Annotated in this window: 18 protein-coding genes; 12 read left to right on the top strand and 6 right to left on the bottom strand. The window is 71.0% G+C overall.

The window, feature by feature from the left end; all coding sequences use genetic code 11:
* The first annotated feature begins 9 nt into the window (after nucleotides 1-9).
* Nucleotides 10-762 (top strand): endonuclease/exonuclease/phosphatase family protein, encoded by a 753-nt coding sequence (locus tag AB0L65_RS18975; protein ID WP_364246852.1) that lies wholly within the window; start codon nucleotides 10-12, stop codon nucleotides 760-762.
* A gap of 105 nt (nucleotides 763-867) precedes the next feature.
* Here AB0L65_RS18975 and AB0L65_RS18980 read toward each other — a convergent pair whose 3' ends face one another.
* On the bottom strand, nucleotides 868-1,047 hold the full coding sequence (locus AB0L65_RS18980; protein WP_364246855.1) for a hypothetical protein: 180 nt from the start codon (nucleotides 1,045-1,047) through the stop codon (nucleotides 868-870).
* A 356-nt stretch (nucleotides 1,048-1,403) separates the two neighbouring features.
* Here AB0L65_RS18980 and AB0L65_RS18985 point away from each other — a divergent pair, with 356 nt between their 5' ends.
* The 10 genes from AB0L65_RS18985 (at nucleotide 1,404) to AB0L65_RS19030 (ending at nucleotide 11,970) form a co-directional block, all read left to right on the top strand.
* On the top strand, nucleotides 1,404-2,531 hold the full coding sequence (locus AB0L65_RS18985) for a mandelate racemase/muconate lactonizing enzyme family protein (RefSeq protein ID WP_364247460.1): 1,128 nt from the start codon (nucleotides 1,404-1,406) through the stop codon (nucleotides 2,529-2,531).
* A gap of 5 nt (nucleotides 2,532-2,536) precedes the next feature.
* Entirely contained in the window at nucleotides 2,537-3,784 is a 1,248-nt protein-coding gene (locus tag AB0L65_RS18990) for a mandelate racemase/muconate lactonizing enzyme family protein (RefSeq protein WP_364246858.1), read from the top strand.
* A gap of 10 nt (nucleotides 3,785-3,794) precedes the next feature.
* Nucleotides 3,795-4,511 carry a FadR/GntR family transcriptional regulator gene (locus AB0L65_RS18995; RefSeq protein ID WP_192792423.1) on the top strand — a complete coding sequence of 239 codons (717 nt, stop codon included), beginning with the start codon at nucleotides 3,795-3,797 and terminating at the stop codon, nucleotides 4,509-4,511.
* A gap of 275 nt (nucleotides 4,512-4,786) precedes the next feature.
* Complete coding sequence (locus tag AB0L65_RS19000; RefSeq protein WP_364246861.1) at nucleotides 4,787-5,401, top strand: TetR/AcrR family transcriptional regulator; 615 nt, start codon at nucleotides 4,787-4,789, stop codon at nucleotides 5,399-5,401.
* A 264-nt stretch (nucleotides 5,402-5,665) separates the two neighbouring features.
* Nucleotides 5,666-7,015, top strand: a complete 1,350-nt coding sequence (locus tag AB0L65_RS19005) for an MFS transporter (protein WP_364246864.1) — start codon at nucleotides 5,666-5,668, stop codon at nucleotides 7,013-7,015.
* Nucleotides 7,016-7,071: 56 nt separating this feature from the next.
* Nucleotides 7,072-7,917 (top strand): MaoC/PaaZ C-terminal domain-containing protein, encoded by an 846-nt coding sequence (locus AB0L65_RS19010; protein WP_364246867.1) that lies wholly within the window; start codon nucleotides 7,072-7,074, stop codon nucleotides 7,915-7,917.
* Complete coding sequence (locus tag AB0L65_RS19015; protein ID WP_364246870.1) at nucleotides 7,914-8,300, top strand: OB-fold domain-containing protein; 387 nt, start codon at nucleotides 7,914-7,916, stop codon at nucleotides 8,298-8,300. Before AB0L65_RS19010 ends, AB0L65_RS19015 begins: the two co-directional genes overlap by 4 nt.
* On the top strand, nucleotides 8,297-9,451 hold the full coding sequence (locus AB0L65_RS19020; protein WP_364246873.1) for a thiolase: 1,155 nt from the start codon (nucleotides 8,297-8,299) through the stop codon (nucleotides 9,449-9,451). The genes AB0L65_RS19015 and AB0L65_RS19020 overlap by 4 nt, the downstream gene beginning before the upstream one ends.
* A 31-nt stretch (nucleotides 9,452-9,482) precedes the next feature.
* Nucleotides 9,483-10,388 carry an SDR family oxidoreductase gene (locus AB0L65_RS19025; protein ID WP_364246876.1) on the top strand — a complete coding sequence of 302 codons (906 nt, stop codon included), beginning with the start codon at nucleotides 9,483-9,485 and terminating at the stop codon, nucleotides 10,386-10,388.
* A 61-nt stretch (nucleotides 10,389-10,449) separates the two neighbouring features.
* The gene (locus tag AB0L65_RS19030; protein ID WP_364246879.1) at nucleotides 10,450-11,970 is read left to right on the top strand and encodes an AMP-binding protein; all 1,521 of its coding nucleotides are present in this window, start codon (nucleotides 10,450-10,452) and stop codon (nucleotides 11,968-11,970) included.
* A 10-nt stretch (nucleotides 11,971-11,980) separates the two neighbouring features.
* On the opposite strand, the gene AB0L65_RS19035 is transcribed toward AB0L65_RS19030, so the two are convergent.
* Genes AB0L65_RS19035 through AB0L65_RS19055 form a run of 5 tightly spaced genes read right to left on the bottom strand, consistent with a single transcriptional unit; the run spans nucleotide 11,981 to nucleotide 16,707 of the window.
* Nucleotides 11,981-13,252, bottom strand: coding sequence for a glucarate dehydratase family protein (locus AB0L65_RS19035; protein WP_364246882.1), 1,272 nt, complete (start codon nucleotides 13,250-13,252; stop codon nucleotides 11,981-11,983).
* A complete protein-coding gene (locus AB0L65_RS19040; protein ID WP_350726569.1) occupies nucleotides 13,249-13,644 on the bottom strand; it encodes a universal stress protein in 396 nt (131 codons plus the stop codon). Before AB0L65_RS19040 ends, AB0L65_RS19035 begins: the two co-directional genes overlap by 4 nt.
* On the bottom strand, nucleotides 13,641-15,161 hold the full coding sequence (locus tag AB0L65_RS19045; RefSeq protein ID WP_364246885.1) for a tripartite tricarboxylate transporter permease: 1,521 nt from the start codon (nucleotides 15,159-15,161) through the stop codon (nucleotides 13,641-13,643). Before AB0L65_RS19045 ends, AB0L65_RS19040 begins: the two co-directional genes overlap by 4 nt.
* A 9-nt stretch (nucleotides 15,162-15,170) precedes the next feature.
* Entirely contained in the window at nucleotides 15,171-15,677 is a 507-nt protein-coding gene (locus tag AB0L65_RS19050; protein ID WP_350726573.1) for a tripartite tricarboxylate transporter TctB family protein, read from the bottom strand.
* Between the two features lie 22 nt (nucleotides 15,678-15,699).
* Nucleotides 15,700-16,707: a tripartite tricarboxylate transporter substrate binding protein gene (locus tag AB0L65_RS19055; protein ID WP_364246888.1), complete on the bottom strand. Its 1,008-nt coding sequence runs from the start codon at nucleotides 16,705-16,707 to the stop codon at nucleotides 15,700-15,702.
* A 135-nt stretch (nucleotides 16,708-16,842) separates the two neighbouring features.
* Here AB0L65_RS19055 and AB0L65_RS19060 point away from each other — a divergent pair, with 135 nt between their 5' ends.
* A complete protein-coding gene (locus AB0L65_RS19060; protein ID WP_364246891.1) occupies nucleotides 16,843-17,841 on the top strand; it encodes a LysR family transcriptional regulator in 999 nt (332 codons plus the stop codon).
* The last annotated feature ends 43 nt before the right edge of the window (nucleotides 17,842-17,884 follow it).

Below are 17,884 nucleotides of genomic sequence, written 5' to 3' on the forward strand. Positions count from 1 at the left end.
GGGCAATCCATGCCTCGTGTCCGACTGCTTCTCGTGATCGTCCTCATCGCGGTGAGCGCCGTGGCCGCGCCCGCGGCGGCCGCGCAGGAGTTCCGCGTGCTGCAGCTCAACCTGTGCCACAGCGGCGTCAACACCTCCTGCTTCAACGGCGCCGCCACCCTCCAGGAGGCGAACGCGGTCATCGCCGCCAAGCAGCCCCACGTCGTCTCCCTCAACGAGATCTGCCGGAACGACCTGCCCCAGCTGGCCCCCGCCATGGGCAGTGGTTTCTCCACGTTCGCCCCGGCCCGCCGTCCCGACGGCACGCCCGTGCGCTGCACCAACGGGGACGAGTACGGCAACGGCCTGATCTTCCGCTCCCCGGCCGCCGGGACCGTCTTCTCCGGCCAGTACGCCACCCAGGACAGCGGCAGCGAGAAGCGCGTCTACGTGTGCGCCGAGTTCGCGGACCTCGTCGGGTGCAGCACCCACCTGTCGACCACCGGGAACGTCGCCATGGCCCAGTGCAAGGCGGCGATCGCCCTGCTGCGCGACCGGGCCGTCGCGGGCCGGCAGACGTTCCTGGCGGGCGACTTCAACCTCAAGTACGCCCCGCTGATCGGGCCCAACGTCCAGGACTGCAACGCGGCGCCGTTCTTCAGGAAGGGGGACGGCAGCGTGCAGCACGTCTTCGCGGCCAACCTGGGTTTCGTGCGGACGGAGGTGACCGGCATGACGTACACGGACCACCCCGCCCTGCTTGTCGTGCTGTCCCGGCCCTGAGACGGATCGAGGCTGACGGACTGCCCGGCGAAGGGCGCACGACAGGACCGCGAAACGTCGCCCCGCGAGGACTCGCCTCGCGGGGCGACGGCGATTTCGATCGGCCTACCCCTCGTCGCCGTCGTCCGGTGGGACGGGCTTGGGAGGGATGGGGATCGGAGGCTGCGCCACCGGGGTGGCAGCCTGGTGGACGGTGGCCGCGCCGGCGGACGGTGTGGCGAGCGAGGCCGAGGTGATGACGGTGGATGCCACCAAGGCAGCGGCGGCGAGGAGGCGTACGAGCATCAGAGATCACTCCGTGACATGTGGGCTGACGGAGGACTCCCCCGGGGAACGTCGGGTGCGGTGCATGAACCACTTTTCACGGTAGCGGGGGTGACCTGCGGAGTCTCCCGGCAAGAGGCAAAGCCTTTCCAGGCCCGAGCCCTGGATCGGCACAGCGCGTCGAGACCATCCCGGGTGAGCCGATCGCCGAGCGGTCGCGTGAACCTCGACGTCCATGCCGTCACCAGGTGACCGGCAGCTCGTGCTACGCCGAAGACCGGCACCCGCGGCCGGCGATGCCCATGCGAAAGTTGTCATACGAGTGATGGCTTCGTATGATGACTGACAACATCGCCGCCTACCCTCTTGGACCGCCCATGGCCGCCGACCGTATCCGCCACGTCTCGCTCTCCTCCGTCACCCTTCCGCTCGACGTCCCCATCAGCGACGCCAAGGTGCTCACCGGGCGGCAGAAGCCGATGACCGAGATCGCCTTCCTGTTCGCCGAGATCACGACCGAGGACGGTCACGAGGGCACCGGGTTCAGCTACTCCAAGAGGGCGGGCGGTCCCGCGCAGTACGCCCACGCCAAGGAGGTCGGGGCCAACCTGATCGGCCAGGACCCCTCCGACATCGGCAAGGTGTACGACACCCTGCTGTGGGCGGGCGCCTCGGTCGGCCGGTCCGGGGTCGCCACGCAGGCGCTGGCCGCGATCGACGTCGCGCTGTGGGACCTGAAGGCGAAGCGGGCGGGGCTGCCGCTGGCCAAGCTGCTGGGGTCCTATCGCGACTCGGTCCGGACGTACAACACCTCGGGCGGCTTCCTGCACGCGCCGATCGAGGAGGTCAAGGCCCGCGCCACCCAGTCGCTCAAGGACGGCATCGGCGGGATCAAGATCAAGGTCGGCCAGCCCGACACCAAGGAGGACCTGCGGCGGCTGGCCGCGGTGCGCGAGCACATCGGCGACGACGTGCCGCTCATGGTGGACGCCAACCAGCAGTGGGACCGGCCGACGGCGCTGCGGTTCGGGCGGGCGGTGGAGGAGCTCGGGCTCGTCTGGATCGAGGAGCCGCTGGACGCGTACGACGCCGAGGGGCACGCGCAGCTCGCCGCCGCCCTCGACACGCCCATCGCCACCGGCGAGATGCTCTCCAGCGTCGCCGAGCACGTCCGCCTCATCGAGGCCCGCGCCGCCGACATCATCCAGCCGGACGCCCCGCGCGTCGGCGGCATCACGCCCTTCCTGCGCCTGGCCACCCTCGCCGACCACGCGGGGCTGCAGCTGGCGCCGCATTTCGCCATGGAGATCCACCTTCACCTGGCCGCCGCCTACCCGCGCGAGCCCTGGGTCGAGCACTTCGAATGGCTCAACCCGCTGTTCAACGAGCGGCTCGAGACCCGCGACGGCCGCATGATCGTTCCTGACCGGCCGGGGCTCGGGTTCACGCTCAGCGAGCAGTGCCGCAAGTGGACCGTGGACAGCGTCGAGTTCGGGAAGGCCTGAGACCGATGGGTGACCGTGTCGCGTCGGTGCGGTTCGGGCATTACGCCGTGCCGCTGGCGCATCCGGTGAGCGACGCCAAGGTCGCGACGGGGCGCCAGCGGCCCCTGTCCCAGATCGACGTGCTGACCTGCGAGATCACGACGGACGACGGGCTCGAGGGGCTCGGGTTCTCGTACACGACGCGGGCGGGCTGCCGCGCGCAGTTCGCCCACGCGAAGGAGGTCGGGGAGAACCTCCTCGGCCGCGATCCGTCCGACATCGGCAGGCTGTACGACGTGCTGCTGTGGGCGGGGGCGTCGGTCGGGCGTTCGGGGGTGGCCACGCAGGCGCTGGCGGCCGTCGACGTCGCGCTGTGGGACCTGAAGGCGAAGCGGGCGGGGTTGCCGCTGGCCAAGCTGCTGGGGTCCTATCGCGACTCGGTCCGGACGTACAACACCTCGGGCGGCTATCTGCAGGCTCCGATCGAGGAGGTCAAGGAGCGGGCCCGGCAGTCGCTGAGCGACGGCATCGGCGGGATCAAGATCAAGGTGGGGCAGCCCGACACCCGGGAGGACCTGCGGAGGCTGACCGCGGTGCGCGAGCATCTCGGTGACGACGTGCCGCTGATGGTGGACGCCAACCAGCAGTGGGACCGGGCCACGGCGCTGCGGTTCGGGCGGGCGGTGGAGGAGCTCGGGCTGGTCTGGATCGAGGAGCCCCTGGACGCCTATGACGCCGAGGGGCACGCGCAGCTGGCCGCCGCGCTCGGCACGCCCATCGCCACCGGTGAGATGCTCTCCAGCGTTCCCGACCTCGTGCGGCTCATCGACCTTCGGGCCGTCGGCTTCCTGCAGCCCGACGTGCCGCGGGTGGGTGGCATCACGCCCTACCTCAAGGTCGCCGCGCTGGCCGATCACGCGCACCTGCAGGTCGCGCCGCACTTCGCGATGGAGATCCACGTCCACCTGGCCGCGGCTTACCCGCGCGAGTCCTGGGTGGAGCACATCGAGTGGCTGTCGCCGGTGTTCGAGGAGCGGCTGGAGATCGAGGGAGGACGCATGCGCGTCCCGGACCGTCCGGGGCTCGGCCTCAGCCTCGCCGACGCGGCGGTGGCCTGGCGGCTCGATCAGGTCGAGTTCGGCGTTGCCGGGGCTGGGTGGTCCGATCGAGGCGAGGTCGGTGCGGTTGCGGGCGGGCGGTCCGATCGGGGCGAGTTCGGTGCGGTTGCGGATGGGCGGTCCGGGCGGGTCGAGTTCCGTGCGGACGCCGGGTAGGTTGTCAGCCGTGCCGCCAGATCAGAGGCTCGACCGCGACAGCGGGCGCGGGCTCGCGCATGAGCTCGTCGAACGGCTCAAGGAACGCATCCTCGCCGGCGAGATCGAGCCCGGCCAGAAGTTGCCGACCGAGTCCTCGCTCGTCGAGGAGTTCGGCGTGAGCCGTACGGTGGTCCGTGAGGCCATCTCGCGGCTCCAGGCGGCCGGGCTGGTCGAGACGTTCCAGGGGCGGGGCTCGTTCGTGCTGGCGTTGCCCGCCTCCACGGCCTTCTCGGTGGAGCCGTCGCAGATCCGCAGCCATCGCGACGTCCTCGACATGATCGACTTCCGGATCGGCGTCGAGTCGGAGTCGGCGGGGCTGGCCGCAGAGCGCCGCACCGACCTGCAGCTGAAGGCCATCGAGCGGGCCCTGGTCGACCTCGGGCGCTCCGGCGAGCAGCCCAGCAGCGCCGTCGAGGCCGACTTCCAGTTCCATCTCAAGATCGCGCTGGCCTCGGGCAACCGGTTCTACTCCGACCTGCTGGCGTCCTTCGGGCCCATGGTGATCATGCTGCCGCGCACCCGGCTGGAGCACGCGTACACGGTGTCCAACGCCACCCACCTCACCCGGGTGACGCTGGAGCACGAGAACATCTACCGCGCCATCGCCGACCGGGACGCCGCGGCGGCGCGGGCCGCGATGCGGCTGCACCTGTCCAACTCCCGCGCCCGCCTCCAGGCCCCGTAGCGGGCGGTCGGGGGCGGGGTGAGGTGCGACCGCGTCTGTGCGAGCTCCAGCGCGCGGGCCTGCCCGCCCGGGGTGGGCGAGGCGCGTGGCCGGACCTGGCAGAGCACTGGCAGCGCCGCGTTCCCCGACCGGACCCGGCAGAGCGCCGGCTGCGCCGCGTTCACCGCCCGGAACCGACCGGCCCGGCGGCGCCGGACCGTGGGATACGTTTCGGGCCCGTGTCCAGGGTTTCTCCGCGCCCGTGAATTGATCACTCGTCTGGCACACTGAGTCCCATGAGTGGACGAGGTCGCCCACCGGACCCCGACCTGGAGGCGCGGGTGCACGCCGCCGCCCTCGAACTGTACGGCGAGGTCGGCTGGGCCGGGTTCAGCTTCGACGTACTCGCCCGCCGGGCCCGCGTGGGCAAGGCCGCTCTGTACAACAGGTGGGGGAGCAAGGAGAAGCTGATCGTCGACGCGCTGACCGCCGGGCTCCAGCAGGACCCGTTCGACACGCAGTCGGGATCGCTGCGCACGCAACTGATCCGGATGGCCACGGGGACCCTCAACGGCTATCTGACGCCGAGGGGCCTCGTCTACCTCAGGGCGCAGGTCGAGGCCAGGGTCTACCCCGAGCTGTTCGGGCAGGCGCTGGAGAGGTTCCAGCGCGAACGCATCAAGGTCGGCCGCGCCATCGTGCTCGACGCCATCGCCCGCGGCGAACTTCCGCCCGGCACCTCGCCCGCGCTCGTCCTCGACGCGGTCGCCGGCATGCTGACCAACCACTTCCTGTCGACGCCGATCAGCCAGATGCCGGCCCTGATCGCGCGCAAGGACAAGTACGTCGAGGAGACCGTGGACTTCGTGCTGTCCAGGGTCGATTACCGGGCGCCGGAGCAGGACGCCTGACTCCGGGCCGCCGCGGGCGCGCCCGACCCGCCATTGACAGGGATGGGGAGACGTCTTAGCTTGCTTATTGCAGACGTATTTCGTCTAAATTAACTACCGGTACCACCCACCTCGCCCAGGGCTTTCCCTTCTGGCCATCGCGGAGTTCTCTCGAAGCCGCTCACGCATCCCGGCGAAGCAGCGCGACCCCCCCAAGCACGAAGCCCGCATCGGCATTACTTCACCATCCCCCTTTTTGGCCTCCCGGGAGGAGCCGAGCTCATCATGGTGAACGAGCGTGTCACACCCGAACCGATCGCCGCGCACGGCACAGAAACCGCGAACCGTCCGGTTCTGGCCTGGGGCATGACCGCGATGCTGCTCGGCGTCATGCTGATCGCCTACCTGGACAAGGCGATCCTCGGCCTCGTCGCCCAGCCGGCCATGGCCGAGCTGGGGCTGTCGGCCGCCGAGTTCGGCGCCATCAGCAGCGCCGCGGGCCTGCTCGGCCCGCTGTCGGTGTTTCTCTACGCGCTGGTCGCCGACCGGCTGCCCGTCAAGGCGACCCTCTTCACCGCCGTCGTCATCTGGTCGCTGCTCCAGTTGCCCGTCTTCTTCGCCGCGTCGGGCGCGCTGCTCCTGGTCACGCGCTTCATGCTCGGCGCGGCCGAGGGTCCGGCGACGCCGGCGGCGTACACGACCGCCTATTCCTGGTGGCCGAACGAACGGCGCGGGCTGCCCACGGCGCTGCTGACGACGGGGGCGTCGTTCGGCAAGCTGATCTTCGCTCCGCCGCTGGCGCTCATCATCGCGGCCTTCGGCTGGGAAACGGGCTTCCTCGCGGTCGCGATCCTGGGCCTCGCCTGGGCCGTGGGCTGGCTGTTCCTCGGGCGGGAGGGACCCCACGGCCAGGCCGCCGCCGGGCGGGCCGCAGGGCCGGTCGCGGAGGCCGCATCGCGGGCGCCCATCCGCTCCATCCTCCTGACAGGCACCTTCGCCGGCTTCGTGGCCGCGAGCACCGCCTCGGCGATGCTCGCGATCGTGGTCCTCACCTGGCTGCCGTCCTACTTCCAGGTGGGCCTGGGCTTCTCCGCGGTGGCGGCGGGCTCGCTGTTCGGCGTGCCGAGCATCGCCGCCATGGTGTTCCTGTACGGGTTCGGCGCCTGGAGCGACCGGATGCTGAAGAGGGGGACGGCGGCCCGCCGCGCCCGCGGGTTGCTGGGCGGTGCGCTGCTCGCGCTGGGCGGTGTCTTCCTCGCCGCCCTGCCCCTCTCCTCCGGGGTGGCGGTCCCCATAGCCCTGCTGATGCTCGGCTACGGGCTGGCCATCAGCGTCAACGCCGTGCTCAACCCGGCTCTCGTCCAGATCGTGCCGGCCGGGCAGCAGCGCAGCGTCCTGTCGATCGGGCTGGCCGTGACCGGCGTCCTGGCGGCCGCAGGGCCGTTGATCACGGGCCACGTACTCGACGGCGCCCGTGCGACGGACACCCTCGCCGACGGCTACACCACGGTCTTCGTGCTGACGGGCGTCGTCGCCCTCGCGGGAGGGGCGCTGTTCGCCCTGCTGGTGAACCCCGAGCGGGACGCGGCGAAGGTGGAGGCGGCCCGGCTCGCACGCGGATCGAAGGGCGTCTGAACGTCTTTACAGACGACTTTCGTCTATATAAATTGCGGGTGCGAAAGGAGCGGAACATGTCGATGAACCTCGATGCCATCGGGCAGACCTGGGAGTCGGGCGAGCATACGTGGACCTCGAAAGACGCCATCCTGTACGCCTTGGGAGTCGGCGCCGGAGCGCAGGATCCCCTGGCCGAGCTCTCGTTCACCACCGAGAACTCACACGGGGTCACCCAGCAGGTGCTGCCCACGTTCGTCGTGGTGATCGGCGGAGGCGGCGGCAACCAGGGCCCCAAGCTGGGTGACTTCGACTTCTCGCAGGTGCTCCACGCCGAGCAGTCGATCCGGCTGGAAGGTCCCCTGCCCGCGAACGGCCGGGTGCGCTCGACCTCCCGCCTGGTGAACATCTACGACAAGGGCAGCGGCGCACTGGCCGTCCTGGAGTCCTCCATCGTCGCCGCGGACACCGGCCGGCCGGTCGCCGAGGTCAGCAACGGCATCTTCGTCCGCGGCGAGGGCGGGTTCGGCGGAGAGCGGGGCACGTCGGCCCCGTGGGAGCGGCCCGACCGCCCGGCCGATCACGTCCTCGTCTACCCGACCCGCTCCGACCAGGCGCTGCTGTACCGGTTGAGCGGGGATCGCAACCCGCTGCACTCCGACCCGTGGTTCGCCGCGCGCGCCGGCTTCGAACGTCCCATCCTGCACGGGCTGTGCACCTACGGGTTCACCGGCCGCGCCCTGCTGCACGCGCGGTGCGGCTCGGACCCGGCGGCGTTCGGCGGGATGTCGGCCCGCTTCGCCTCCCCGGTGGTGCCCGGCCAGGACCTCGCCGTGCACATCTGGGACGACGGCCGGTTCGTCACGAAGGTGGGCGACACCGTGGTGCTCGACCGCGGCGTCTTCACGGGGGTGAAGCGGTGAAGCCGCAGCCCACGCCGGAGACGGCGCCGTACTGGGAGGGCGCGCGCCAGGGGGAGTTGCGGGTGCAGCGCTGCGGGGAGTGCGGGCGTCACTACTTCTACCCCCGGCCGGCCTGCCGCTACTGCGCCTCGCGTGACGTGCGGTGGGTGACGGTGTCCGGCCGGGCGCGGCTCGTGTCGTACGTCATCAACCAGCGGCCGATGCCCGGCATGGAGGGACTGTCGCCCGTGATCGCGCTGGTCGAGCTGGACGAGGGGCCGCGCCTGATGACCAACATCGTGGGGGTCGAGCCCACCCCGGAGAACCTGCCGCTGGACCTGCGGCTGCGGGTCTGTTTCCAGGACGACACGCCGGTCTTCCGGCCCGAGGGGGCGGCCGTATGAGAATGCACGGAGGCGACGTCGCGATCGTCGGGGCGGCCGAGACCGAGGAGATCGGCGTGCTGCCCGACGTCTCGATGATCGAGTTGCACGCGGGGGCCGCGCGCCGCGCGATCGAGGACGCGGGCCTGACGGCGGCGGACGTGGACGGCGTGGCCACCGCCGGCCCGCCGGCCATGGAGGTCTCCCACCACCTCGGCATCACACCGCGGTGGCTGGACGGCACCATGGTCGGCGGGTGCAGCTTCATGCTGCACGTCCGGCACGCCGCCGCCGCGATCGCGGCCGGGGCCGCCGACGTCGTGCTCATCACGCACGGCGAGTCGGGCCGGTCACGCGTGGGCGTGCCGCAGTACGGCATGAACCCGGCCTCTCCGCAGGGCCAGTTCGAGATGCCGTACGGGGCGGTGCTTCCGTACGCCACGTTCACCCTGCCCGCGCTGCGGTTCCTGCACGAGCGCGGCATGGGACGGGAGGACCTGGCCCAGGTGGTGGTCGCCCAGCGGGAGTGGGCGGCGAAGAACCCGCGCGCCATGCGCCGCGACATCGTCACCGTGGACGAGGTGCTGGCCGCGCCGCTGATCGCCTACCCGTTCACCAAGGACATGTGCTGCGTGGTCACCGACGGCGGTGGCGCGCTGGTGCTGACCAGCGCCGAACGGGCGGCCGACCTGCCGTCGGGGGCGCGGGCGGTGTACCTGCTCGGGTCGGGAGAGTCGGCCGAGGGCACGATGGTCTCCCAGATGGAGGACCCGGGCTCCAGCCTGGCCTTCCGGCGCTCCAGCGCGGAGGCGTTCGCCACCGCGGGGGTGAGCCACTCCGACATCGACCACCTGATGTGCTACGACGCCTTCGCCCACGTGCCGCTGTACATGCTCGAAGACCTCGGCTTCGTCGGCCGCGGCGAGTCGGGTGCCTTCGTCGCCGGTGGCCACACCCGCCCGGGCGGCAGCCTGCCCATGAACACCAATGGTGGCGGGCTCAGCTACACCCACACCGGCATGTACGGCATGTTCGCCATCCAGGAGTCCGTCCGCCAGCTCAGAGGCGAGGCCGCCGCCCAGGTGCCCGACGTCGAGATCGGTTTCGTGCAGGGCGTGGGGATGTTCTTCGCCGCCTCGGGGAGCCTGGTGCTGTCAGCCCGCAGGCCCTGACCTTCTTCAAGCGACAGAAAGGCGTGACCCGATGAGCGGTATCTGTGAGGGCCGGGTGGCGATCGTGACCGGCGCGGGGCGCGGTCTCGGCCGCGCGCACGCGCTGGAACTGGCGCGGCAGGGCGCCCACGTGGTGGTCAACGACCTCGGCGGCGCCACCGACGGCACCGGCTCCGACGCCGGCGCGGCGCAACTCGTGGTGGAGGAGATCCTGGCGGCCGGTGGCAAGGCCGTGGCCAACACCGACGACGTCGCCGACTGGGCGGGCGCCAAGCGCCTCGTGGAGCAGGCGGTGAGCGAGTTCGGCGGGCTTGACGTGCTGGTCAACAACGCCGGCATCCTGCGTGACCAGACCATCGCGTCCATGACGGAGGAGAACTGGGACGCGGTGATCCGCGTGCACCTGCGCGGCACCGCGGGGCCGACCCGGTTCGCCGCCGAGTACTGGCGGGCGCGGGCCAAGGGGAGCGGGCGGCCGCTGGACGCCCGGCTCATCAACACCACCTCGGCCTCGGGCATCTACGGCAACTTCGGCCAGTCCAACTACGGCGCGGCCAAGGCCGGCATCGCCGCGTTCACCGTCATCACGGCCTTGGAACTCGGCCGCTACGGGGTCACCGTGAACGCCGTGGCGCCGGCCGCCTTCACCCGGCTCACCGAGAACCTGATGCCCGCCGAGCACGCCGCCGCGCTCGCCCCGGAGCACGTCTCGCCGCTGGTCGTCTGGCTGGCCAGTGCGGAGAGCGACGGCGTCACCGGGCGGGTGTTCGACGTCGGCGGCGGCCGGATTGGCGTCGCGGAGGGCTGGCGGCTCGGCCCGGAGGTGACCAGGCAGGACCTGTGGGACGCGGCGGAGCTCGGCCGCGTGATCCCCGGTCTGGTCGCCAAGGCCGCGCCCAACGTCGACATGCTCGGCAGGACGCCGGACGGCGACTGACCGGGAAACCCTGCTCCTCTGGGGCATCTTGGTCCAGTGCTCGCGAAAGGACCCAGGACACGTGACACCGACCGAAGCCGCCGCCACCGGATTCTTCACCGAGGCCCTCGCCCACCCCGACAGTCCCGCCCTGATCGGCCCAGGAGAGCGTCGGCTCACCTTCGGCGAGCTGCGCACGCGCGTCAACCAGGTGTCCAACGCCCTGCGCGACCTGGGCCTCGTGCGCGGCGACGTGGTCGCCGCGATGGTCGGGAACGACTCGACGTACTTCGAACTCGTCCTGGCCACCGGGCAGATCGGCCTCTACCTGGTGCCCGTCAACACCCATCTGGCGCCGGCCGAGGCGTCGTTCATCGTCCACGACAGCGCCGCCAAGGTCCTCGTCGCCCACGCCGACCTGGCCGCCGAGCTCGGCGTGCCCCTCCCGCACTGCCTGGCCGTCGGCGGCCGGGCGCCGGGGTGGTCGGCGTACGAGGACCTCGGCGGCTCGGCGGACGAGCCCGCGGACCGGACCGCCGGTCTGATCATGGGCTACACCTCGGGCACCACCGGACGGCCCCGGGGCGTCAAGCGGTCGCTGCCCGACATCACCCCCGAGCACCTGGCCGCGATGTCGTCAGGGTTGAGCCGCATGTGCGGCGTGGCCGGCGGCGAAGGGGTCCACCTGGTCACGTCGCCGCTGTACCACGCGGCGCCCGGCTCGTTCGCGATGTCGGCCCTGCATCAAGGCCACACCGTGGTCGTCCACGAGAGGTTCGACGCCGAGGCGACGCTGCGCGACATCGAGCGGTACCGGGTGACCACGAGCCACATGGTGCCCACCCACTTCCACCGCATGCTGCGCCTGCCCGCGGCCGTCCGGGAACGGTACGACCTGTCCAGCCTGCGTTCGCTGGTGCACGCGGGCGCCCCCTGCCCGGTCGAGGTCAAACGGCGGATGATCGACTGGGTGGGCCCGATCGTGTGGGAGTACCTCGGCGCCACCGAGGGGTTGGTGAGCATCGTCGGCTCGCGGGAGTGGCTGGAGCGGCCGGGCACGGTGGGCCGGCCCTTCCCCGGGTTCACGGTCCGGCTGCTCGACGAGAGCGGCGCCGAGGTGCCGGTCGGGGAGGCGGGCACGATCTACTTCGGCGGCTCCGGCACGTTCGAGTACCACAACGACCCGGACAAGACCCGCGCCAGCCGCACCCGGGGCCTGTTCACCGTCGGGGACATCGGCCGCTTCGACGCCGACGGCTACCTGTACCTCCTGGACCGGCGCACCGACCTCATCCTGTCCGGCGGCGTGAACGTCTACCCGGCGGAGATCGAGCAGCACCTGATCACCCACCCGGCGGTGGCCGACGTGGCCGTGATCGGCGTGCCCGACCCCGAGTGGGGGCAGAGCGTGCTGGCCGTCGTCCAACCCGCCGAGGGCGCCGCCCCCGGCGAGGAGCTCGCGAACGAGCTCGCCACGCACTGCAGGGACGGGCTGGCCTCCTACAAACGTCCACGCCGCTTCGTCTTCCGCTCCGACTTCCCGCGGTCGGCGGCCGGCAAGCTGCTGCGCCGCCGGCTGCGCGAGGAGTACGGCGGCACGTAGCCCGGTCGGGTTACCAGCGGGCCGTGTTGGGGGTGAAGCCGGGCTCGACTGTGCGCATGTACGCCGTGTCCTCGCGCCCGCGCTGCCCGCACCGCACGTACTGCTCGTGCAGCGCGCCCAGCGCGTCCTCGTCCAGCTCCACGCCGAGCCCCGGCCCGGCCGGTACGGCCACGCTGCCGTCGCGGAACTCCAGCGCCCCCGGCCTGATGACCTCCTCGGTCTTCCACGGGTAGTGGGTGTCGCAGGCGTAGGTGAGGTTCGGGGTCGCGGCGGCCAGGTGGGTCATCGCGGCGAGGCTCACGCCGAGGTGGGAGTTGGAGTGCATCGACAGCCCCATCCCGAACGTCTCGCAGATGCCCCCCAGCAGGGCCGAACGGCGCAGGCCGCCCCACAGGTGGTGGTCCGAGAGGACGACCTGCACGGCGTCCGCGGCGACGGCGGGCTTGAGGTGCTCGAAGGCGATGACGCACATGTTCGTGGCCAGGGGCAGGTCGGTGTGCTCGGCGACCCGCGCCATGCCGTCGATGCCGGGCGTCGGGTCCTCGAGGTACTCCAGGACCCCGGCCAGCCGGTGCGCCACCTTGATCGAGGTGTCCACGGTCCAGGCGCCGTTGGGGTCGATGCGCAGGGCGTGAGAGGGGAAGGCGGCGGCCAGCGCCTCGACGGTCTCCATCTCATGGCCGGGTTCGAAGACGCCGCCCTTGAGCTTGATGGCGGTGAAGCCGTACTCGTCGACCATCCGCCGGGCCTGGGCGACCATCTGCTCGGGCGTGACGCCCTCGCCCCACGAGTCCTCGTCCTGGCCCGGGTGACCGGCCCACTTGTAGAACAGGTACGCGGAGAACGGCACCCGGTCGCGTACGGCGCCGCCGAGCAGGTCGCTGACCGGGCGGCCGAGCGTCCTGCCCTGCAGGTCGAGCAGCGCCACCTCGAAGGGCGCGGCCACGGTGTCCACGGCGCTGGAGACCTCCAGCATGCCGCCGAAGCTCGCGCCCGCGCCGCCGGTGGAGCGGCCGAGCGTCTCCTCGACGACGCGGCGCAGCCCGTGGGCGTCGAACACGTCCAGACCGGGCAGCGCGGCGGCCACGGCGTCGAGCCGGTCGAGATGGGCCTGGTCGGCGTACGTCTCGCCCAGCCCCACCAGCCCCGAGTCGGTGTGCATCTGGACGATCGCGCGCAGCACGAACGGCTGGTGGACGCCGACGACGTTGAGGAGGGGCGGGTCGCGGAAGGCGACCGGCGTGACCGAGACGCGGCTGATCCGCCCGCCGTCAGGACTCATCGGGGCGCCTTCACCGTCAGCACCGGCACGCTGGCCTCCATGAGGATGCGCTGCGCCTCGCTGCCCAGGATGAACTTGCCCACCAGCGACCGGTGCCGCAGCCCGATGACGATGAGGGTGCCGCCCGTCTCCTTGACGAGCTCCTCGAACGTCTCCGGCAGGTCGTCGTCGTGGAGCGGCTGGCGTACCTCCGCGTCCACGCCGGCGGCCCGCGCCCGGGCGAGCAGCGCGGTCGAGGCGTCGTCGTCGATCTTGTGCTCGTCGACGGGCGCGCCGCGGCGCGGGGAGTTCACGATGATCACGCGCTCGGAGCGCAGCGCGCCCTCGCGCAGGCCCGCGTCGACCGCGGCCTCGCCCTCGGGGGTGGGCAGGTAACCGACGAGGATCGTCATGGCGTCTTCTCCTCAACTGGAACGCCGTCCGCGGCGGCGGTCTTGCGGCGTACGGCTTTGCGGATGAGCGGCAGGACGGCGACGAGCACCACCAGGGCGAGCACCGTGCCGGAGATCGGGCGGGTGAGGAAGCCGGTCGGGTCGCCGCCGAAGATGAGCAGCGCCTGGCGCGACGAGTTCTCGATCATCGAGCCGAGGACGAACGCGAGCACCAGCGGCCCGGGCTCGAACCCGAACTTCTTCATCAGGTAGCCCAGCAGGCCGAAGGCGATGACCAGGAAGATGTCGTACACGTTGTTGTTCACGGTGTACGCGCCGAGCAGCGTGATGAGCACCGTGATCGGGGCCAGGATGGCGGGGCGCACCCGCAGGATCTTCACGAAGACGCCGACCATCGGGATGCTCATGATGAGCAGCAGGATGTTGCCGATGTACATCGAGTTGATGACGCCCCAGAAGACGTCGGGGTGCTCGGTTACGAGCTGCGGCCCCGGCTGGATGCCCTGGATGAGCAGCGCCCCGAACATCAGCGCCATCGTCGCGTTCGCCGGGATGCCCAGCGTCAGCAGCGGGATGAACGACGACGTGGCGGCGGCGTTGTTGGCGGTCTCGGGGGCGGCCACGCCCTCGACGGCGCCCTTGCCGAAGCGTTCGGGCTGCTTGGCGCGGCGCTTCTCGAACGCGTACGCCGCCAGCGAGGACAGCACCGCGCCGCCGCCGGGCAGGACGCCCAGCACGAACCCGATGACCGAGCCGCGCCCGATGGCGCCCTTGGCCTGGCCGAGGTCCTGGCGCGACGGCCACACGTTGCCGACCTTGGCCGGCGCGTGCACCTGGTTGTGCCGCTCCTCGAGGTTGTAGAGGATCTCGCTGAGGCCGAACAGGCCCATGGCGATCGGGATGAAGTCGATGCCCTCGGCGAGGTTCAGGCTGTCGAAGGTGAACCGCTCGGCGCCGGTGAAGGTGTCGCGGCCGACGGTCGCGATGAGCAGGCCGACGCAGGCCGCGATGATCGCCTTGAGCTTGTTGCCGTTGCCGACCGAGGAGATCAGCAGCACGCCGAGCACGCCCAGCGCCGCGTACTCGGGCGGGCCGAAGTCGAGCGCGAAGCCGGCGACGACCGGGGCCAGGATCGTCAGGCCGATGATCGAGACGGTGCCGCCGACGAAGGAGCCGATGGCGGCGATGCCGAGCGCGGTGCCCGCCTTGCCCTGTCTGGCCAGGGCGAACCCGTCGAAGACGGTCACGACGGAGGACGCCTCGCCGGGGAGGCGGAGCAGGACCGAGGTGATGGTCCCGCCGTACTGGGCGCCGTAGAAGATGCCGGCCAGCATGATGATCGCGGAGACCGGCCCGATGCCGTACGTGATCGGCAGCAGGATGGCGATCGTCGCGCCGGGCCCGAGGCCGGGCAGCACGCCGATGAGCATGCCGATGATCACGCCGATGAGGCAGTAGAGCAGGTTGGTCGGCTCCATGACGACGCCGAAGCCGTTGAGGATGGGGGAGATGTCCATGGGGTCTTCTCAGATGAGGCGCGGGAGCGGGACCTGGAGCAGCACGACGAAGAGCAGGTAGAACGCCGCCACCGTCAGCACGCTGACCACGATGGAGGTGCGCCACGACTCCTTGCCCAGCCAGCGCAGCCAGACGAACACCAGCAGCAGGGAGGGGATCTCGAAGCCGATCAGCGGCAGCAGCCAGGCCAGCATGATGAGCGTCACCAGGCCGGCCGCGGTTAGCAGGCTCGCCTTCGAGAACCGCTCGGTGTCCTCGAGCTTGCGGCCGGTGACGACGAGCACCGCCGACAGCACGACGATGACGACGCTGATGGCGAACGGCCACAGGCCGGGGCCCGGCTGGGTCATGCGGCCGAGCCCGAGCGCGAGGGAGCCGATCGCCCCGGCGACGCCGACCGCCAGCGCCACCAGGGCCGCCGAGATCTGCGAGAGAGGGCCGGCGTGCGGTGGCCGGGTGTCGTCGGCGACCTCAGGGCCGGACTCGAGAGGGCCGGCCTCAAGAGGGTCAGACATGGACATGCTCGCTCCTAGGGGACTATCCGGCGAGGCTGATGCCGTACTTGGTCAGCTGCTCCTTGTACGTGGCGGTGTCCTTCTGCAGGGAAGAGAGCACCTCCTGCGGGGAGACCTCCATCGGGGTGAGCGAGTTGTCCTCGTTGAACTTCTTGTACTCCGGCGTGGCGAACGTCTTCTTCGCCGACTCCAGCAGGCGGGTCTTGACGTCCTCGGGCGTGCCCTTGGGCGCGGTCAGGAAGCGGTACTGCGTCACCAGGACGTCGAAGCCCTGCTCCTTGGCCGTCTTCACGTCCGGCAGGAAGGGGATGCGCTGGTCGGAGAAGACCGCGAGCGGGACGAGCTTGCCGGCCTTGATGTTCTCGATGGCCTCGCCGATCTGCATGGTGGAGACGTCCACCTGGTTGCCCAGCAGGGCGGTCAGCGCGGGGGCGCCGCCGTCGAAGGGCACGGCCGTGGCCTCGATGCCGGCGGTCTTGAAGGTCAGCGCGGAGGCGAGCTGGGCGCCCGTGCCGACGCCGGTCGTGCCGTAACGGATGGTCTTGCCGGCCTTCTTCATGTCCTCGATGGACTTGTAGCCGGACTGGGAGTTGGTCGCCATGACGTAGTCGTCACGCGAGACGCCGGTGATGACGTCGAACGAGTCGATCTTCGTGGCCTCGGCGGGGGAGACCGTGAGCGGCGTGATGGTGAACAGGGACGCGTTCTGGACGGCGATCTTGTAGCCGTCGGCCTTCGCGGCCTGGAGCTCCTTGGCGTTGAGCGCGCCGTTCGCGCCGGGCTTGTTGAGCACCGGGGCGGAGACGCCGAGCTCCTTGCCCATGCCCTGGGCCAGCGCCCGGGTGATGAGGTCGGTCGAGCCGCCCGCGGACGCGCCGACGCTGAACTCGATGTTGCCCGTCGGATATTTACCGTCACCGCCGCCGGAGGACGTGGTCTTGACGCCACCGCACGCCGTCAGCGCGAGCGCGGCGGCGCCGCCGATGACACCCGCGAGAATGCGGCGGCGGGTCGTCCGTGATGTCGGCATGGACTTCTCCTTATATGCGAGCGGCGTCTATGGAGGTTACGGGGTTGTTTCCGCTCTGTAGTCTCCGGAGACTAGGGACCTGCCTCGATGCCTGTCCAGGCTCAATTCGGTATCAGGTGATACTCTGCGGGCATCATGCTAACACTGGATCAGATCCGGGCATTCGTGGCGGTCGCCGAGGAGCTCCACTTCGGCCGGGCCGCCGATCGGCTACGCATGACGCAGCCGCCGCTCAGTCGCCACATCCAGAAGCTGGAGCGCGCGATCGGCGTGACCCTCCTGGAACGCGACAACCGGCGCGTCGTGCTCACCGACGCCGGGCGCGGCTTCCTGGAGGACGCGCGGCGCATGCTCTCCCTCGTCGACACCGCGGGTGACCGGGCCCGCCGCATCGCCAAGGGCGCCACGGGCACCGTACGGCTCGGCTTCACCGCCGTCTCGGCCATCAGCATGCTCGGCACGATCCTGCGCCGCCTCACGGAGCAACTGCCGGAGATCGACGTCATCCTCCACGAGCGGGTGACCGCCGGGCAGGTGGACGGCATCCTGCGCGGCGAGCTCGACCTGGGCCTGGCCCGCCCGCCCTTCGACATCGCCACGCTCGACTCCCGCGTGGTCTTCCGCGAGCCGCTGTGCGCCGTGGTCCCCATGGGCCATCCGCTGGCCGGCCTGGGCCGGCCGCTCGCGCCCGACGACTTCGACGGCATTCCGGTCATCAGCTACAACCCCGTGCAGTCGCGTTACTTCCATGAGCTGACCGTCCGCTTCCTCACCAACGCCCACCCCAGGATCGAGCAGCAGGTGCACCAGATCCTCACCGCCGCCCTGCTCGTGGCCGCCGGCCGGGGCGTGGCGCTGGCGCCGGCCAGCGCGCGCTCGCTCGGCATCGACGGCATCGTCTTCTGCGACCTGGTACGAGGGGGCGGCGATCCGCTCGACGAGGGGGCCAAAGAAAGGGCAGGCGTCGCGGGCAAGCCGGTCGAGCTGCACGTCATCTGGGACCACGGCTCCACCAACCCCGCCCTGTGGCGCGTCCTGGAGCTGCTGCCCGACCCCGGACGGGACGATGCTCGTTCGGTATCGCCAGATACAGAATCGGGCTTGGACAGGAATCCACCCTCCTTCCTAGCCTGACGGCATCAACCTTTACCGGCGGTGCGGGGGATCCCACGGGCCG

The sequence above is a fragment of the Nonomuraea sp. NPDC052116 genome (assembly GCF_040680035.1).
GTDB classification, from domain to species: Bacteria; Actinomycetota; Actinomycetes; order Streptosporangiales; family Streptosporangiaceae; genus Nonomuraea; species Nonomuraea angiospora_A.

Bases quoted from the DNA above. Each gene is read 5' to 3' on its own strand.
- AB0L65_RS18975 (WP_364246852.1), top strand. From the start codon at position 10: ATGCCTCGTGTCCGACTGCTTCTCGTGATCGTCCTCATCGCGGTGAGC.
- AB0L65_RS18980 (WP_364246855.1), bottom strand. From the start codon at position 1,047: ATGCTCGTACGCCTCCTCGCCGCCGCTGCCTTGGTGGCATCCACCGTC.
- AB0L65_RS18985 (WP_364247460.1), top strand. From the start codon at position 1,404: ATGGCCGCCGACCGTATCCGCCACGTCTCGCTCTCCTCCGTCACCCTT.
- AB0L65_RS18990 (WP_364246858.1), top strand. From the start codon at position 2,537: ATGGGTGACCGTGTCGCGTCGGTGCGGTTCGGGCATTACGCCGTGCCG.
- AB0L65_RS19000 (WP_364246861.1), top strand. From the start codon at position 4,787: ATGAGTGGACGAGGTCGCCCACCGGACCCCGACCTGGAGGCGCGGGTG.
- AB0L65_RS19005 (WP_364246864.1), top strand. From the start codon at position 5,666: ATGGTGAACGAGCGTGTCACACCCGAACCGATCGCCGCGCACGGCACA.
- AB0L65_RS19010 (WP_364246867.1), top strand. From the start codon at position 7,072: ATGTCGATGAACCTCGATGCCATCGGGCAGACCTGGGAGTCGGGCGAG.
- AB0L65_RS19020 (WP_364246873.1), top strand. From the start codon at position 8,297: ATGAGAATGCACGGAGGCGACGTCGCGATCGTCGGGGCGGCCGAGACC.
- AB0L65_RS19025 (WP_364246876.1), top strand. From the start codon at position 9,483: ATGAGCGGTATCTGTGAGGGCCGGGTGGCGATCGTGACCGGCGCGGGG.
- AB0L65_RS19035 (WP_364246882.1), bottom strand. From the start codon at position 13,252: ATGAGTCCTGACGGCGGGCGGATCAGCCGCGTCTCGGTCACGCCGGTC.
- AB0L65_RS19040 (WP_350726569.1), bottom strand. From the start codon at position 13,644: ATGACGATCCTCGTCGGTTACCTGCCCACCCCCGAGGGCGAGGCCGCG.
- AB0L65_RS19045 (WP_364246885.1), bottom strand. From the start codon at position 15,161: ATGGACATCTCCCCCATCCTCAACGGCTTCGGCGTCGTCATGGAGCCG.
- AB0L65_RS19050 (WP_350726573.1), bottom strand. From the start codon at position 15,677: ATGTCTGACCCTCTTGAGGCCGGCCCTCTCGAGTCCGGCCCTGAGGTC.
- AB0L65_RS19055 (WP_364246888.1), bottom strand. From the start codon at position 16,707: ATGCCGACATCACGGACGACCCGCCGCCGCATTCTCGCGGGTGTCATC.
- AB0L65_RS19060 (WP_364246891.1), top strand. From the start codon at position 16,843: ATGCTAACACTGGATCAGATCCGGGCATTCGTGGCGGTCGCCGAGGAG.